This window comes from Bacillus sp. SIMBA_031 (assembly GCF_046535225.1).
GTDB classification, from domain to species: domain Bacteria; phylum Bacillota; class Bacilli; order Bacillales; family Bacillaceae; genus Bacillus; species Bacillus velezensis.
Map to the genome: position 1 here is coordinate 1,395,538 of NZ_JAWRXC010000001.1, position 16,097 is coordinate 1,411,634.

The 16,097-nt window shown below is 49.1% G+C and carries 20 protein-coding genes; 7 read left to right on the top strand and 13 right to left on the bottom strand.

Annotation, left to right across the window (positions count from 1 at the left end):
* The first annotated feature begins 10 nt into the window (after positions 1 to 10).
* Complete coding sequence (locus SB724_RS06615; RefSeq protein ID WP_410570502.1) at positions 11 to 925, top strand: alpha/beta hydrolase; 915 nt, start codon at positions 11 to 13, stop codon at positions 923 to 925.
* A 39-nt stretch (positions 926 to 964) separates the two neighbouring features.
* Here the strand turns inward: SB724_RS06615 and SB724_RS06620 are convergent, their stop codons facing one another.
* From SB724_RS06620 to SB724_RS06640, 5 genes are all read right to left on the bottom strand, one after another.
* A complete protein-coding gene (locus tag SB724_RS06620; RefSeq protein ID WP_003153307.1) occupies positions 965 to 1,204 on the bottom strand; it encodes a DUF2552 family protein in 240 nt (79 codons plus the stop codon).
* Positions 1,179 to 1,541 (bottom strand): iron-sulfur cluster biosynthesis family protein, encoded by a 363-nt coding sequence (locus tag SB724_RS06625; protein ID WP_265971374.1) that lies wholly within the window; start codon positions 1,539 to 1,541, stop codon positions 1,179 to 1,181. The genes SB724_RS06620 and SB724_RS06625 overlap by 26 nt, the downstream gene beginning before the upstream one ends.
* A 71-nt stretch (positions 1,542 to 1,612) precedes the next feature.
* The gene (locus SB724_RS06630; RefSeq protein ID WP_265971372.1) at positions 1,613 to 2,581 is read right to left on the bottom strand and encodes a GNAT family N-acetyltransferase; all 969 of its coding nucleotides are present in this window, start codon (positions 2,579 to 2,581) and stop codon (positions 1,613 to 1,615) included.
* Positions 2,578 to 2,922, bottom strand: a complete 345-nt coding sequence (locus tag SB724_RS06635) for an antibiotic biosynthesis monooxygenase family protein (protein WP_007409393.1) — start codon at positions 2,920 to 2,922, stop codon at positions 2,578 to 2,580. Before SB724_RS06635 ends, SB724_RS06630 begins: the two co-directional genes overlap by 4 nt.
* A gap of 13 nt (positions 2,923 to 2,935) precedes the next feature.
* A complete protein-coding gene (locus SB724_RS06640; protein WP_007612374.1) occupies positions 2,936 to 3,406 on the bottom strand; it encodes a GNAT family N-acetyltransferase in 471 nt (156 codons plus the stop codon).
* Positions 3,407 to 3,621: 215 nt separating this feature from the next.
* Between SB724_RS06640 and SB724_RS06645 the strand changes: the two genes are divergently transcribed.
* From SB724_RS06645 to SB724_RS06665, 5 genes are all read left to right on the top strand, one after another.
* Positions 3,622 to 4,848 carry a DNA polymerase IV gene (locus tag SB724_RS06645; protein ID WP_410570506.1) on the top strand — a complete coding sequence of 409 codons (1,227 nt, stop codon included), beginning with the start codon at positions 3,622 to 3,624 and terminating at the stop codon, positions 4,846 to 4,848.
* 15 nt (positions 4,849 to 4,863) lie between these two features.
* Positions 4,864 to 5,208 carry a YolD-like family protein gene (locus SB724_RS06650; RefSeq protein ID WP_007409390.1) on the top strand — a complete coding sequence of 115 codons (345 nt, stop codon included), beginning with the start codon at positions 4,864 to 4,866 and terminating at the stop codon, positions 5,206 to 5,208.
* A 100-nt stretch (positions 5,209 to 5,308) separates the two neighbouring features.
* Positions 5,309 to 5,515 (top strand): YqzH family protein, encoded by a 207-nt coding sequence (locus tag SB724_RS06655; protein ID WP_003153294.1) that lies wholly within the window; start codon positions 5,309 to 5,311, stop codon positions 5,513 to 5,515.
* Positions 5,516 to 5,588: 73 nt separating this feature from the next.
* The gene (locus SB724_RS06660) at positions 5,589 to 6,659 is read left to right on the top strand and encodes an AI-2E family transporter (RefSeq protein WP_265971370.1); all 1,071 of its coding nucleotides are present in this window, start codon (positions 5,589 to 5,591) and stop codon (positions 6,657 to 6,659) included.
* A gap of 98 nt (positions 6,660 to 6,757) precedes the next feature.
* On the top strand, positions 6,758 to 6,919 hold the full coding sequence (locus tag SB724_RS06665) for a DUF4083 domain-containing protein (RefSeq protein WP_265971369.1): 162 nt from the start codon (positions 6,758 to 6,760) through the stop codon (positions 6,917 to 6,919).
* A 1-nt stretch (position 6,920) separates the two neighbouring features.
* Here SB724_RS06665 and SB724_RS06670 read toward each other — a convergent pair whose 3' ends face one another.
* From SB724_RS06670 to SB724_RS06690, 5 genes are all read right to left on the bottom strand, one after another.
* On the bottom strand, positions 6,921 to 7,310 hold the full coding sequence (locus SB724_RS06670; RefSeq protein WP_029973629.1) for a VOC family protein: 390 nt from the start codon (positions 7,308 to 7,310) through the stop codon (positions 6,921 to 6,923).
* Between the two features lie 24 nt (positions 7,311 to 7,334).
* Positions 7,335 to 8,294: a type I pantothenate kinase gene (gene coaA / locus SB724_RS06675; RefSeq protein ID WP_003153290.1), complete on the bottom strand. Its 960-nt coding sequence runs from the start codon at positions 8,292 to 8,294 to the stop codon at positions 7,335 to 7,337.
* Between the two features lie 75 nt (positions 8,295 to 8,369).
* Positions 8,370 to 9,719 (bottom strand): D-serine ammonia-lyase, encoded by a 1,350-nt coding sequence (dsdA, locus tag SB724_RS06680; protein WP_410570509.1) that lies wholly within the window; start codon positions 9,717 to 9,719, stop codon positions 8,370 to 8,372.
* Positions 9,720 to 9,735: 16 nt separating this feature from the next.
* A complete protein-coding gene (locus SB724_RS06685) occupies positions 9,736 to 10,512 on the bottom strand; it encodes an SDR family NAD(P)-dependent oxidoreductase (RefSeq protein ID WP_017418085.1) in 777 nt (258 codons plus the stop codon).
* 5 nt (positions 10,513 to 10,517) lie between these two features.
* A complete protein-coding gene (locus tag SB724_RS06690; protein WP_265971367.1) occupies positions 10,518 to 11,477 on the bottom strand; it encodes an MBL fold metallo-hydrolase in 960 nt (319 codons plus the stop codon).
* Between the two features lie 396 nt (positions 11,478 to 11,873).
* Here SB724_RS06690 and proC point away from each other — a divergent pair, with 396 nt between their 5' ends.
* A complete protein-coding gene (gene proC / locus SB724_RS06695; RefSeq protein ID WP_088461086.1) occupies positions 11,874 to 12,713 on the top strand; it encodes a pyrroline-5-carboxylate reductase in 840 nt (279 codons plus the stop codon).
* Between the two features lie 36 nt (positions 12,714 to 12,749).
* Here the strand turns inward: proC and SB724_RS06700 are convergent, their stop codons facing one another.
* The 3 genes from SB724_RS06700 to SB724_RS06710 are packed head-to-tail and all read right to left on the bottom strand — an operon-like array spanning position 12,750 to position 16,015.
* Complete coding sequence (locus tag SB724_RS06700; protein ID WP_410570512.1) at positions 12,750 to 13,496, bottom strand: polyketide synthase; 747 nt, start codon at positions 13,494 to 13,496, stop codon at positions 12,750 to 12,752.
* Between the two features lie 59 nt (positions 13,497 to 13,555).
* Positions 13,556 to 14,803, bottom strand: coding sequence for a hydroxymethylglutaryl-CoA synthase family protein (locus SB724_RS06705; protein ID WP_044802111.1), 1,248 nt, complete (start codon positions 14,801 to 14,803; stop codon positions 13,556 to 13,558).
* A gap of 57 nt (positions 14,804 to 14,860) precedes the next feature.
* Positions 14,861 to 16,015 (bottom strand): cytochrome P450, encoded by a 1,155-nt coding sequence (locus tag SB724_RS06710; RefSeq protein ID WP_003153276.1) that lies wholly within the window; start codon positions 16,013 to 16,015, stop codon positions 14,861 to 14,863.
* Positions 16,016 to 16,097: the final 82 nt, after the last annotated feature.

The window sequence follows — 16,097 nt, forward strand, 5'->3', positions numbered from 1 at the left end:
GGGCACCTGTGTGAAAAAATGGCTGGCGGTGTTCGGTTCGGCTTGCGCAGTCTTTTTGGCTGCCGGATTCGCTTTTACGAATCTGATTATGTTTATGAAGAAAAAGACGGATGAAGAAATCATGAAAAAAGAAACGGCGGACGGGCATGATAGATTTGATTCCTTTCAGGCCATGGAAAAAGAAGATGCCGTCATCCTGTCGCGCCACGGGTATGAGATCAAAGGCTTTTACATCGCCCCGCATCATACGGCAAACACCATGATTATTTGTCACGGCGTTACCGTAAATTCGTTCAATTCATTGAAATACATGGATTTATTTTTAGATTTAGGCTGGAATGTGCTCGTATATGACCACCGCGGGCACGGAAAAAGCGGCGGCAGAACGACGAGCTACGGCTATTTTGAAAAAGATGATTTGGAAGAAGCCGTGAATTGGGCGAGACACAAAACCGGAGACGGCGGTCAAATCGGCATACACGGGGAGTCGATGGGAGCGGTGACGGCCTTATTATACGCGGGCGGGCATCAGGATGAAAACGGCGCTGATTTTTATATTGCGGACTGTCCGTTCGCAAGCTTTCGCGATCAGCTCGCCTACAGACTGAAGCGGGAGTTCCGGCTGCCTCCGTGGCCGCTTCTGCCTTTGGCTGATTTCTTTTTGCGGATGAGAGAAGGATACCGTATCCGTGATGTATCGCCTCTATCGGTTATCAGCCGCATCCGGCAGCCCGTGCTGTTTATTCACAGTAAGGAAGATGATTATATACCTTCCGCTTCTTCCGAATTGCTGCACCGCAGAAAACGCGGCCCTAAGATGCTCTATCTGGCCGAATCGGGCGGGCATGCCATGTCGTACACCAAAAATCCGGAGAGCTACCGTAAAGCCGTTCAAACCTTTTTAGATACCATGACGCAAACGTAAAAAAGCGAAAGAACGTATGCTGGTTCTTTCGCTTTCCCGTCATAAAACGTCGGTAATCCCGTCCATATTTTCTCCGATCCAGTCAATGGCGAGGTCGATTGTCGTAAACTCCTGCGCTTTGAAGGTCATCTCATCCTGAAGCAGCCAGACATCCTTCTGAACGGATTCAGCGCCTCCGATAGACCAGTGCAGCAGACTGTACGGGTGGTTGTTGTTCAGAAAGGATACCCACGTTTTATGCTGTGCCGTCTGTTTAATGGCTTTCAGCTTTTGATTCACTTTCCGTTTCTCCCTGCTTTACTAATATGCTCATTCTCGGGCTCAGCATCTCTGCCGGGCTTTTTAAGACGAGCGTTTTTGCCTTTTCATTGTAATCGATTGTCATTTCCTCGTCAAAAAACACTTTTTGTGAGGTCTGGATGTAAAGCGGAAGTCCGTTGGTTTCAATGGCTTCGCATTGTCCCGTTAATTCGTCCGCCAGCCAGATGGCCGGCACGCCGCTCACCGCGCACCCGCAGCCTTCTGCGTCATAGCGGAGCTGCGCTTTTTTCCCCGGGTTGGCGTCCATCGCCTGCTGAAATGTTTGTTTCGCCGCATCCGTCACATGTATTTGCATAGATGATCCTCCGTTTTTCATTTTCGCCATTGTAGCATACCGAGCCGCTGTATGCATTGTTTCTGCTTTCTTTACAGCAGCCCGCTCTCCCAGTCCTTTGCCTCTTGTTCAGCCGCCTTGATCCAGTCATTTTTCCCTTCACTATACTTTGCCATATCGTATGGGTATGTCTCAGCGAGGTGCCGTTTCAGTTCCATGTATCGAGCCGCTTTTTCAGGCTTTGCGGTGAGGTAATCCCGGAACAGCAGATGACGCTTCACGTCCGGATGGCCTGTTTTGTATATGTGGACGTGGTGTGTGCGCTTGTTGCCGCCTTTTTGAAAGAAACGCCGGCCCTCTATCCCGTTTTCCCCTTTCGCCTCATAGCCGAGTGCTTCCAGCTGCGGACTGAATCGGTCAGCGTCCGAAATATCTTTGACCTCCGCCAGTATATCGATGACGGGTTTGCCGGCCATCTGCGGGATGGAGGTGCTGCCGATGTGGCTGACAGAATGAAGTGCTGGGCCGAAGATTCGGATCAAGTCCGTCTTCTCTCTTTCAAACATTTCTTTCCATTCCGGCTTGTACGGAACAACTTCCGCTTTCCTCTTCGGATAAAGATGAAAAAATGAGAGGGTCAGCCCTTCCGGCGTCTCTATCTGTCCGGCTTCTGTGAACCCGGTTTTTAAATAGAGAGAGACTGCCGGAACGTTTTGGCTGGCGGTAGCCGCCTCTATTTTTTGGGCGTCCCGGTTCTCGTCTATCACAAATTGAATAAGCGCCCGTCCGATTCCTTTCCGAAAGCCTGAAGGATGCACCGTCAGCCTGCATATGACAAGGTCATATCCCTTTTTTTCATACGAAATGACGCCTGCAAGCTGATCTTTTTCCTTGAAACCGGCAAACGTCTCCCGCGACCGCTGTATATCATCGGGTGTTTCATGCAGGGCGGGAATGCCGAAAAAGCCGATCAGCTCGGCTTCTTTTTGATAAGAGCAGCGCTGAACCGCCGCAATTTCCCGCGCGGTCTGTTCTTGTGTATGCTGTAAAAATGTAATCAATCTTCCGCCCCTTTTGACGCAAACATCCGCTGTGACTCCGTCTTCGTAATGCGGACCGCGTACGCTTCATACCAGGCGCTTTTTCCTTTTTGTTTTGCCGCCTGGTGGTCAGTATGATCTTTCCACCTTTTAATCGCCTCCAGGCTGTCCCAGTAGGAAACCGTGATGCCGCAGCCGTTTTCCTCCCGAACGCTTTCCGCGCCTAAAAAGCCCGGCTGTCCGCCTGCCAAATTCATCATGCGCTCTGCCGTATGTTCATATTCCTCATCATATTTGCCCTTTATTGATGAAAAAATGACCGCATAATAGGGCGGTTTGGGCGTGTCAGCTAAAAAACCCATATATTCATCCCCCTCATATGTATTTCACAAACAGAATCCGGTCTTCTCCCGGACCGTCATAATTCGCAAAAACAGGGATTCCGTTTACGGTTTTGGTTCCTTTTTCAACTTCAAAGCCTAATTTTGTATGATAAGCGATTGATACTTTATTGACAGGCGCCGTCACGCAATTGACTTTTGTGCAGCCCCTTTTCTTCACCGTCTCCATAAATCGGTCGTAGAGCTGTTTTCCAATTTGCATTTTTCTGAAATCCGGATGCACACCCGAAAAATGAATGTAGGCTGTCTCAGGGTCTGATTGTGACTGAAAACCGATTAAAAAACCGGTCATTCCCTCCGGCCCGTACGTGATAAAGCTTGTGTCCTGAAAATGTTCAAAAAACAAGCGCGGCAGTTTGTCTTTCATCTGCCTGCCGCCCCACCATTCATTCAAAACAGACGTAACCATTTCATAGTCTTCAGAGGTAATTGTTCGAATATCCATTATCGATTGACTCTCCTTTTCGTCCGGCAAAATGAATGTCAGCTCTTCTCATTGGAATATAAAAAATTATATGTGGGTTGTTTGCAATTGTAAATGATTTCTTTTCAAGCAAACGAATCAGCACGTCTTCCAGCCGGGGAATGATTTACCAGTATAAACGTGATCATTGTTCGGGTACAATGAAAAAGAGAACAAACGTTCCCGGAGGTTTTTTTATGGCTTATATTCTTCTTGTTGATATGCAATCGTTTTATGCGTCTGTGGAAAAAGCGGAAGCGCCTCATCTCAAAAGCCGGCCCGTGATTGTCTCGGGAGATCCCGAAAGACGCAGCGGCGTCGTGCTTGCGGCTTGTCCGCTCGCCAAACGATACGGCGTAAAAAATGCCGAACGGCTGTGGGAAGCGCAGGCCAAATGTCCCGATGCCGTTATTGTCCGTCCGCAGATGCAGCGGTATATTGATGTATCCGTCATGATTACCGAACTGTTTGAACGGTATACCGATCTTGTAGAACCCTACTCCATCGATGAGCAGTTTCTCGACGTGACCGGAAGCAGGCGGCTGTTCGGTGATCCTTTTACAATTGCCAAAAGCATTCAGCAAGCGATTATGCGTGAATTCGGAATTTATGCCCGTGTCGGCATCGGGCCGAATAAGGCGCTCGCGAAAATGGCTTGCGACCATTTTGCCAAAAAAAACGCATCCGGCATCCACAGATTGGATATGTCAAATATCAGGCAGGATCTGTGGCCGCTGCCGGTCGGAAAATTATTCGGCATCGGAAAACGGATGGAGCATCATTTAAGACGGATGGGCATCAGCACAATCGGCGGGCTTGCCGGGCACCCAGCCGAACTGCTGAAAAAACGCTGGGGCATTAACGGCGAATTGCTTCAGCGGACAGCCCGCGGCATCGATCCCTCTCCGGTCACCGTCAACACGCACAGCCGGCAAAAAGCGATCGGCCATAACATGACCCTCCCGAGAGACTACAGCCGCTTTGAGGATATTAAAGTCGTGCTGCTGGAGTTAAGCGAAGAAGTGGCCCGCCGCGCCCGTTTCAAACAATACATTGGCCATACGGTTTCGGTCAGCATCAGAGGCGCTGATTTTGAATTCCCTTCAGGTTTTCACAGACAGAGAAAGCTGGTGTCTCCGACTAATTTCGGAATGGATATTTTTAAAGCGGCGGTCAAGCTCTTCAAAGAGCATTGGAACGGTGAGCCCGTCCGCAGCGCCGGCGTCTCCCTTTCCCAGCTGGAGCCTTGTGATTATGTTCAGCTGAGCCTGTTCGATGCCCAGGAAAAAAAGATCAGTCTCGGCAAAGTATTGGATGATATTCATGAGCGGTACGGCCCTGCGTCGCTCCTCCATGCCGCTTCACTGACAGAGGCCGGCCAAGCCTTTCACCGGGCTGAAAAAATCGGCGGGCATTACAAATAATTTGAGGTGATATACATGAATCCGAACAAATTAACACCCGGGTATAATGTCATGTGGGAATCAAGCCGGATGATGCTGCCCGAACATCGGGAGCAGCTGCTTGCGAAAAAACGAAAAGAACGGGAATTCCGGCCTCCGGAACTGAGCGAAGAGCAACTGAACGACATGAACCGCATCATTGCGGCGTCAATTGAAGAAGACAGGGCCATTTCGGTCACCTACGCTTCCGCACACGGCCCCCGCCGCTTTTGGGGCTGGGTAAAACAAGTGAGGCATGACGAAAAGCGTTTAAAAATCATAAACGATGAAGATGCGTTAACGCTGCCGTTTCATCGTATTCTCTCAGCTGAATTGGAATAAAAATCCTATCCCGGCCTGACAGAAAATATGATAGAAGAGTGGGAGGATCACATGATATTTAGTAGAATAAAGATGAATGACAAGAATAGGAGAATATACGATGGATCAATTTATAGAAAAAATGCTGGGACAAGCCCTCCGCCAGTATGGACGGAATGTGTCGACAGATCCGCTGAGCCCCTATGAAAAACAGAGTTTAAAAAAAGCTTTAGAAGAAAGAAGGAATGAAGAACCCGATGAGGATCTCCATGCCCATGTAGAAGATATTATCTACGATTACGTCACCAATCAGGGGCAGTTTTCCTGACACGGACGTTTATGCACCGGGCGATAAGGGAAACGTCCGAGAGTAAACCCTTAAAGATTGCGTGGTGCAGGATATGCCTATCGGGCCTTATTTCAGGATCGGCTATGCCGTTCTTCTGTTATTTCTCATCATTTATCTCGGAACATTAATAGACTTTTTGTTCCAGCCTGTTGTGATTACGGTTAAAACCTTGTTTCCGCCTATTGTATTATCGGGCGTCCTCTACTATTTGTGCCGCCCGCTCGTCAGACTGCTGCATGCGAAATTAAAGCTGCCCGAAGGAATCGCGATTTTAACGATTTATGCGGGAACAGCCGGCCTTTTTGTCCTCTTCCTTTATACGGCGGGCCCTGCCGTTCAAAAACAGTTTACAGCCTTCACAGATCATATTCCGGAGCTTTCCGCAAAAGCTGAAAATTGGATCGGGCATCTTCAGGACAGCAAATGGTTTTCCCGGCTTCAGCATGGGGATTCCTTTAAAAAATTAGCGGACAAAGCCGCAAATTATTCCGGTTCAATCGCTGATTCTCTCAGCAGCCTGGCCGGTACGGCTGCCAATGCCGCCATCACCGCCGCCATTATTCCGTTTGCGCTGTATTACATGTTAAAAGAAGGAAACAAAGCCCCCCGGCGACTGCTGCGGCTTCTTCCGGAAAAACATCAAAAAGAAGGAAAACAAATCCTTCAGGACATGGATGAAGCTCTCAGTTCATACATACAAGGACAGCTGCTCGTCAGTTTTTGTGTCGGCGTACTCGTCACAATCGGCTATTTTATAATCGGGCTCGATTATCCGCTCGTTCTGGGCGCGTTTGCCATGGTGACAAACCTGATTCCGTTTATCGGGCCTTGGATCGGCACATTTCCCGGAGTCATTGTCGGATTGTTCGATTCACCGACCGAGGCGGTGCTGGTGATTACGGTCGTCGTCATTGTCCAGCAGCTTGAAAGCCAGCTGATTTCCCCGCAAATTATGGGACGGAAGCTGGACATTCACCCGCTGACCATTATTTTTCTTCTGCTTGCCGCCGGCAAATTCTCAGGAATTGCCGGGATGCTGCTGGCCATTCCGGGATATGCGGCCGCAAAAGTGGTCATAAGCCACATGCAGAAACTATTCTTTCTCAGAAAAAAACAAAGCTAAGAGAGAAATGAGAAATGATTCATCCTCCATGTCTTCACATCGGTCAAAATGAAAAAACGGCGGGCTGAAGAAGCCCGCCGCACACGGAGGTAAAAAAGATGAACATCGGTGATGTCATTTTTCAATTGATTTCATTTATTGCAGCCGCATTTTCCCTATTTGCCGTGATATACGTATTCAGAAGCTTGAAACAGCGCCGCATACAATTGGACAGAATCGAAAAGAAACTCGACGCGCTGCGCGAAGAAAAAAACGAATAGTTCATTCAGAAGCAGGAGCAACGAGCTCCACTTTTATCCGGTCCGGGTCCTCCGTGTATACGGCGTAATGCGTGCTTCCGCCTGCATATGGATGGCGGTCCCTGTAAAGCACGGGGCATCCTCTGGCAAGCAGCTTTTCTGTCATCTCGTCAACCTGCTCTCTTGATGCAGCATGAAAAGCCAGATGGTTCAGCCCGACCCGGCATCTGTGGTACTCCGGTGTTAAAAAACGCTCCTCTGTCTGTACAAGCACAACATAAAATCCTGCGTTTTTCCAGCTGATGCCGGAGTCCCAATTTTGAAATTCCCTATAACCGAGCTCACCTAAAAACCATCCCCAAAACCGGGCGGAGGCTTTCAAGTCAGATACATACAACTCAATATGATGTATCATAATATTCGCTTCCTCCTCACATCACACCCGCCTTACCAGCACCTCTTCAACTTTATGACCGTCACCTTTTCTCAAAATCAAATCCGATCTGAATTTTGTCGGCAGGATATTTTCATACAGATTCGGCCGGTTGACGCTCTCCCAAATGGAGGCGGCCATGGTATCCGCTTCTGCATCAGACAAATCCTTAAATTTATGAAAATAAGAAGCCGGATCCTGAAAGGCGGTTTCTCTTAAGAGGCGGAAACGCTCCAAATACCACGTGAAAATCCGGCTTTCTTCGGCATCCACATAGATCGAAAAATCAAAGAAATCGGATACAAAAATCCGCGGATCTTCCCTGTCGTCCTCTAAGGTCGGCGACTGCAGGACATTGATTCCTTCGATAATAACGATATCCGCACCTTCGACAACCTCGACGGCGCCCTCTTCCCTGTCATAGGTAAGATGGGAGTATACGGGCGCCTCCACTCTCTCTTTCCCTGACTTTATATCGTTCAGAAATTCAAGCAGCGCTTTCACGTCGTAGCTTTCCGGGAATCCCTTTCTGGACAGAAGGTTTTTCCTTTTTAATTCCGCCGTCGGATACAAAAAACCGTCGGTTGTCACCAGGCTCACCTTCGGCCTGTCCGGCAGACGGGAAAGAAGCTTTTGCAAAATTCTCGCCGTCGTGCTTTTGCCGACGGCGACGCTGCCCGCGATTCCGATGATAAACGGGATTTTCGCTGAATGCGGATGCTTCAGAAACACATTGACATGCTGATTCCGTCTTGCGGCAGACGTGACATGAAGATGGAGCAGGCGCACAAGCGGAATGTAAATTGTTTCTACTTCTTCCACCGACAGGTAGTCATTCAGCCCCTCTACGGCCTTGGCTTCTTCCTCTGAAACGGCAATGGAAAGATGGCCGCCGAATCCGGCCCACGACTCGCGGCTGTGCTGCGTATACAATGTATGTAAGTTCAATTCTTTACTTTTCACAATTCACACCAATCTCTCTGTATGGCTTTCCGATAAAAAAACAAACGCTTACAAAGATTGTAACGGAAAACCGCTTCACTGTCTGCCCATTTTTTTCAAAAATGAGGAACCGATCCGGCTGTACTCTTCCATTTCCTCCTCCGGAACCATGCTTCCGCCGGTGCTCCACACAAGGTGCACGGCATTTTCCATCTCAAGCCCCCACTCTTTTATATAACGGTTTCCGGCTTCGGTCTGAACGACCTTGACGGCTCCGGCCAGTCCGGCGAGTGCAGAGGGTTCAAGGCTCTTATTCTCGGCCGCCCTTAATTGATAAAGCAGCGAAAAAAGCGTGCCGTCATCGGCGGTATAACAGCCGCTGAGTATAGGTTCCATCAGAGGGCCGGCCAGTCCGGACGGCCTTCCCACCGCGAGTCCGTCGGCGGCCGTTTGATTATCAAGACCGATATCCTGCACGCTGATTCCGTCATGCAAGCCGGAAAACAGTCCTAACAGCATACACGGTGAATGCGTCGGCTCACCGAAAAAAATATGGACATGCTCGCCATAGATCAGCTTTAGCGCAAGCGCGACGCCGCCCGGGCCTCCTCCGACCCCGCACGGCAAATAAACGAAAAGCGGTTCATCTGCATCAGGCTTTATGTTCATTTGATCGAGCTGCTTTTTCACACGGCTTCCCGCAACGGCATACCCCAAAAACAGATCCCGGGAATGCTCATCATCAATAAAATAACAATAAGGGTCCTGCTTCGCCTGCATGCGCCCCTCTTTGACAGCCAGACTGTAGTCTGCTTCATATTCGATGACGCGAACCCCCTTTTCCCGGAGCAGCTCCTTTTTCCACTGCTTTGCGTCACTGGACATATGAACGGTCACACAAAAGCCGAGCTTCGCGCCGATTATGCCGATACTCAGACCTAAATTGCCCGTAGAGCCGACGGCTATAGAGTATTTTGAGAAAAAAGCGGTAAACCGTTCTTCAGTCAATATGCTGTAATCGTCGTCTGCTGAGAGCATACCCGCTTTTACCGCGAGATCTTCGGCATGCTTCAGCACTTCGTAAATTCCGCCGCGCGCTTTAATGGAACCGGAAATCGGAAGTTCGTCGTCGCATTTCAAAAGCAGACGCCCGGGGAAAGCCTGAGCGGCGCTGTGTTCCAGATGCTTCTTCATTTCATTAATCAAGACAAGCGGAGATTCAATGAGGCCCCCCTCCGCTCCCGTCTCCGGAAAAGCCGACGCGATATAAGGCGCAAACCGGCGCAGCCTTTCTTCTGCTTCGGCAATCTCCTTTTTCCATTCAGCGCCATGCTTTACTGGATCATCGGTTTTATGCGGATTGATCCAAAATACTTCACGCGCCTCCGCCATTTGCCTGACTAAAGGCTCTGCATTCAATACTTTGTGTATATCCCGGTCGGACATTCCTTTTTCCCCCTTGTTACTTTTTCTTTAATGCGCGGCCGGCCAGTTTTTCTGTAAACGATGGGAAAAGCTGATACAGCTTCGTCCCGAGGCTCATCCATCGCGGAAGATTCATTTCCCGTTTATCCGTCAGAATCACGGATGTAATGCGCTCTGCCACATGGTCGGCATCAAGCATCCATCTGCCGACGCTTTTCACATAACCGCCCTCTTTATCTGCAATTGTAAAGAAGTCTGTTTTGATCGGACCGGGATTAACCGTTGTCACGGCTACACCCGTACCGGCCAGCTCAAGCCGCAGCGCGTTGGAATACCCTAACACGGCGTGTTTCGTTGCGGAATAAAGGCTTGATTTCGGCGTCGCCAATTTGCCGGCCTGTGAGGCGATATTGATAATATGGCCGCTTTTCGCATGAAGCATCACAGGAAGACAGGCCTTCGTACAGGCGATTAATCCGAAGACGTTGACTTCAAACATTGCCTTCATATCATCCAAAGATGAATCAGCGGCCGTTTCAAAAATGCCGAAGCCAGCGTTGTTGATTAATACGTCAACATGACCGATCAAACGCCTTACGTTTTCAGCCTCTTCTGCATGCCGGACGTCAAACGGGATGACATCACACTGTCCGCCGCGCGCGGTAATCGTCTTTTTCACTTCCTGCAAGCGGTCCTCCCGCCTGGCGGATAAAAAAACATGAGCCCCTTCTGCCGCGCAGGAATATGCAAGCCGTTCTCCGAGTCCGCCGGATGCTCCGGTGATCCAAATCCGCTTATCCGTTAATCTGCCCATTTCCTTCACCCCTTCACAGCTTTAAACTTCAGAGTGTTCCCCGACTGAAAGGATACAGCCTTCCCTTCGGCGGCCAGCACGTCAAGATGGCCGATCGTTTCTGACATCGTTAAAAACAATTCATTTTCATAAACAGCCGGAAACAGCCGCCGGCATACCTGGAAAGCCGTCAGCGTTTCCTCTGACAACAGGCGCAGCACATATTCCGACCGGTTTCTCTGTTTTTCAAGCCGCCTGTCAAAAGCAGGCTTTACGTCTGTCAGCAGATCGCCGTGTCCCGGATATAAAAAGGACGGGTTTACGTCATACAGCCGCTTCATTGAGTTCAAGTAGTCGAGCATCGGGGCCGCGCGCACGCCCCCCTTTTCCGGAGCTTCCAGAATCGGATTGGTGGAGCTGTTGGACAAAAGCAGATCACCGCTGAACATTTCACCGCTTTTTTCATGGTAGAGCGCAATGTGAGAAGCGGCATGACCCGGGATTTCGAGCACCGTCCAGCCGTTAAGCCCGTCAATTTTTCCGCCTTCCCTCACTGTTTTCGTTAACGGACGGTTTGCAGAAAATAAGTATGACAGCTGAACTGTTTTATGTATGTCTTCAGGCGTCAGGGGAACGTCCATTTCAGTCATAAGCGACAGAAAAAAGTCCTCCTGCCGGGCGATATACGACTGATCCTGAGTAATGTACCTGTCATTCAGCGGATGCCCGATCACTTCCGTATCCTCAGAAAAAAGGTGCAGCAGACCTGAATGATCTGCGTGATGATGAGTGAGCACCACCTGTTCTATATCCGCCGCAGAAACCCCGTGTTCCTTAAGCTGCAATGAGAGCGATTCAGCCGCTTCCTTTGTATTCGGGCCGCAATCAATAAGGGTTAAGGCTTCATCTTTTACTAAATAAACGATAACGTCGCCGACTGCAAACGGAGTCGGCACACGTATCGGAATGATCTTTCTCGCTGCCATGTTTACGCTCCTTCGTTCTTTTCATTCCTGAATAATCATATTTTAGCGTTTTCTTTTCACTGTGTCATTATTGCCGCATATCGGAAAAAAAGATTGACATCCCGCTCTTGCGCATAGCATAATGAACAACAAACTAGAAAACACGGAACGCGATGACGAGGAACTAGTATATAAACAACGGCAGCAGAGAGCAATGTCCCCGGCTGAAAGACATTGCGGCCCTCTTGTTTACAGAACCTGCCCTCAGAGCGGTTAGGAAAACCTAAACGTATCCCCTCGTTACGGGATTTGAGCTGAGCACGGCTGATTCGTGCTAATGTAAGGTGGTACCGCGAAACCTTTTCGTCCTTTTTGACGGGAAGGTTTTTTTGTGTTTTTAGAAGAAGGAGGATTTATATGAAGAAAATCGGTTTTATCGGGGCCGGATCAATGGCGGAAGCAATGGTGAACGGACTGCTGCAAAGCGGAATGACAGCCCCCGGACATATATATATGACAAACCGGTCAAATGACAGCCGGCTTGAAGAGCTCCAAAAAACGTACGGAGTGAAACCGTGCCGGGATAAAGAAGAATTTTTCAGCAATACCGACATTATCGTTCTCGCCTTTAAACCGAAAGATGCGGCAGAAAGCATTGAGAATATTCGCGAATACGTGAAAGATCAGCTTGTGATTTCTGTCATCGCAGGGCTGACGATTCACACGATTCAGCAATATTTCGGCAGAAAGCTCACCATCATCCGGGCGATGCCGAATACATCCGCGGCCATTCAGCAATCGGCGACCGGTTTTTCCGCAAGCTCCGAGGCGAGTGAAGCTGAAATCCGGACGGCAAAAGAGCTTCTGGAAACAATCGGAGAAGCGACGCGCTTTGAAGAAAAACACCTTGATGCCGTCACAGCCATTGCCGGAAGCGGTCCCGCCTATGTGTACCGGTATGTCGAAGCAATGGAAAAGGCAGCCCTTCAAGCCGGCCTGCCGGAAGAAACGGCAAAAGAGCTGATTTTACAAACCATGGCCGGGGCGACAGAAATGCTCAGAACAAGCAGCAAACGGCCTGAACGCCTGCGCAAGGAAATCACAAGCCCGGGCGGCACGACTGAAGCAGGCCTTCGCGCATTAGAAGAGCGCCGCTTTGAAGAAGCCATCATGCACTGCATCGCAGAAACCGCAGCCCGGAGCGCCGAAATTAAAGAACAATTCGCAAGCTCCGTTCTGCAAAAGACGGACCAGTGATAAAGCATGGGGCTTCCCATGCTTTTTTCATTCTGTTTAACTGCCGTATAAGCGGCTGATTCTCTCTTTTACTTCAGGAAGATGGAATGTGGCTTCGTGCATGTTCACCTCTTCCTCAACCGCTTTTGTCAGCTCTCTTTTGATTCGCGCGGTCACATTGGTTTTCAGCGCAACCAGTGAGGCTCTCGGTTTATCCGCCAGCAGCCGGGCTAATTCGCGGCCTCTTTGAAGGGCGTCTTTTTTCGGCAGCACTTCAAACGGAACTCCCCGTTTTTCCAGAGCGGCGCCGCTGAAATTCGCGGCCGTAAACAGCATTTCTTCCCCGAGGACAATTCCCAGTTTTTCAGGCACAATATACGTCGCGCCCATTCCCGGTGTAAATCCGTACTTCATATAATTACAAGAATAAAAACTCTCTCTGCTTAAAATCACGAAATCCGAGCTCAGACCGATCGTAAAGCCGGCTCCGATCGCATGCCCCTGCATGACGGAAATCACGGGAATCCTGCAATCCAATAAAAGACTGTGAAGCTTTAAATCTGTAAATTGGAGCTTCCCGCTCTGAATGGTCAAAAGCCCCTCCTGTGTTCCTCCCGTGCAGAAATAATTTCCGTAACCCGTCAGAAGGACGGTTTTATAGGAGGGATGGGCATTGATGCCTTGGAATACCCGGTGCAGCTCTCTGACAAACTCTTCTGACAGCCCGTTTTTCCCGGCCGTATCCTGCATTGTGACCTGCACAATGCCCGGTTCTGTTTCCTGTACATCAATCATTGGATTCATGTTTATTCTCCGTTTCTTTAAAAATACTCAAGCCTTTCCGGCTCTGAGTGTTTCTGATATTAAGTCGTCCATTCATACTTTCTGTGAAACTCTTTTATTTCAGTCAGCACCAATCGTGTTTTTCCTTGATGCGCATTCGGGATGTCTGCTGCGGGCGCGGCATTTCTTGTGCCGAATTTTACGATGCCGCTGTCTTGGAGCAGCCGGTCATAATCAGCCATCGATAAACGGACGCGTTCATCCAAATGCCGGCTGATCTGAAATTGATTCTGCCGCGTACGGCTTTGCGGCATAACGACACCGCTGTAAAATTCAGAGCAGCAGCCCGAACCGTATGAAAAACAGCCGACGCGTTTCGGCGTTTCAAAAGAGCCGTTATCAATCGTGCTGGCAAGAGATAAAAATACGGTGGCCCCCATGATGTTGCCGACGCGCTGACAGTATTGAATCCCAGGCAGCACGCGTTGCTGAAAATCCGCTTCAATGTCTTGCGGCTTAGCCTTTGCCAATTTTCTCATCATCGTCCGATGCGCTCCTTTTACCATTCCGCCAAACGGAGTATGAAAAGAAAGGTATTGAAATGTATTCTTATAATCCGCCCCGCTCACACGCTTTCCGTATTCCTGAAATGATTTTTCACAGCAGTCCAAATAAGACATGAGCGACAGATCAGCATCCCCCGCTTCACTATCCGGAATCGGGCGGCAGGTATCCATGACTTCATACCCGTAATACCCGCTTGCGCCTTGATCAAGCAAAAAGACATGAGGGGTGCTGCTGACTAAAAGCGCCACAGCTCCCGCCCCCGCACTCGGTTCGGCATAGGACCATTCCTCCGTCAACGCGTCACCGCCTTCAGCCACTAAAAAGCGGGAAATATCCGTTCCGATGATGAGCGCTTTCGCTCCCGGCGATGTTTGCGATAAGATGAAATTCACGCCCATTTGAAACCCGGCCGTTAAAGAATAGCAAGCCTGTTTCACCTCAAATAATCGGCAATTCCGCTTCAGCTGCAAATAATCATGGACGTATGTACTGATGGATTTGCCAAAATCAATCCCGGATTCCGTACAGGTGATGACCATTTCAATCTGATTCCGTTCCTCTTCTGACAGAGAGTCGATAATCGGTTTTGCTGCATTTACGGCGAACGTAATCGGATCTTCAAACGGAAGCGCCACCACTTTTTCTTTCATCAGCAGGTTCTCAAACCTTTTTTTATCCAAGTTCCGATGTTCCGCAAGCTCCATGACGTCTACATACGCGGTTCCGCCAAACACGTTCATTGCTTCGATTCCTACATTCATTTCTCCAAGCCCCCAGAGTAAAGAGGCTTCCTGTGGAAGCCTCTTTTATTTTTCCGTTCAAAACTCAACAAGCAGCCTGTCAACGCCGTGAAATACAGGGCTCGGAACCAGATTCGGCTCTTGATCCTCAGTAAAACGCCATGCGGGCATCTGTTCAAAAAAGTGGGAAAGCGCGATTTTCGCTTCAAGCCGGGCCAGCGGCGCTCCTAAACAATAATGGCTGCCCTGACCGAATGACAGATGCTGATTCGGCTTTCGTCCCAAGTCAATCTGATCGGCATTTTCAAACTTCTTTTCATCTCTGTTCGCCGATCCAATCCACGCATACACTTTTTCTCCGGCCGGAATCGTTTTTCCGCCAATCTCGCTCTCAACCGCGGTGTAGCGGGTTACCCGCTGAATGGAAGGTCTGAGGCGGATGACTTCCTCAATAAAGTCAGGAAGGAGCGCCTTATTTTCAAGCAGCCGGGGCAGAATGTGCGGGAACTCCTTGAGACTGAGAAATGAATTTCCGATCACATTTTCCGTCGTTACGTGCCCCGCGACAATCAACAAGCCGCAAAAACCGATTAATTGCTTGTCTGACAGCGGCTCTCCGTCTAAATCAGCTGAAATTAAATGGCTGATTAAATCATTTTGCGGCTGTTTTCTCCGCTGTAAAATAAACTGCATGAAGTATCCGATCATCTGCTTTTGCACTTCATTCATTTTCTTTTCATCTTTTACATTCTGGCTTTGGTCGACCCAGCTTTTAAAGATATCCCTGTCTTTCGGAGGAAATCCTAAAAGCTCTGCGATCACGATAATCGGAAGCGGAAATGCGTAATCTTCAATAATGTCCATCCTGCCTTTTGAACGGACGGCCTGAAGCAGGTCATCAGCGATAGCGGCTATGCGCGGTGCAAGAGACTCAACCGATTTCGGCATGAACGGCTGATTGACCAATTTTCTAAAGACGGTGTGTTCAGGCGGGTCCATTTTCAAAAGGCTGTCTTTGTTAATATGCCGAATCATTTTTTCCTGTTTGTCCGCACTTAAATATTTATGATCGGAAGAAAAATGACTGTAGTCAGAAATCACCCGCTTCACTTCATCATAGGTGAAGATTTCCCAGCAATCTTCCTTTTCATTGTAATGAACGGGAGAGGTTTCTCTCATCGTTTGGTACCACTTGTACGGCTGCTGCTGTCTGATTTTTGTTAAACTGGTCATTTTCATTCCTCCAAGATGTGATCAAGATTTGAAATGACCCGCCGAAGCTTACGAGTAAATCCGGCGGGCGGATATGTGTGAA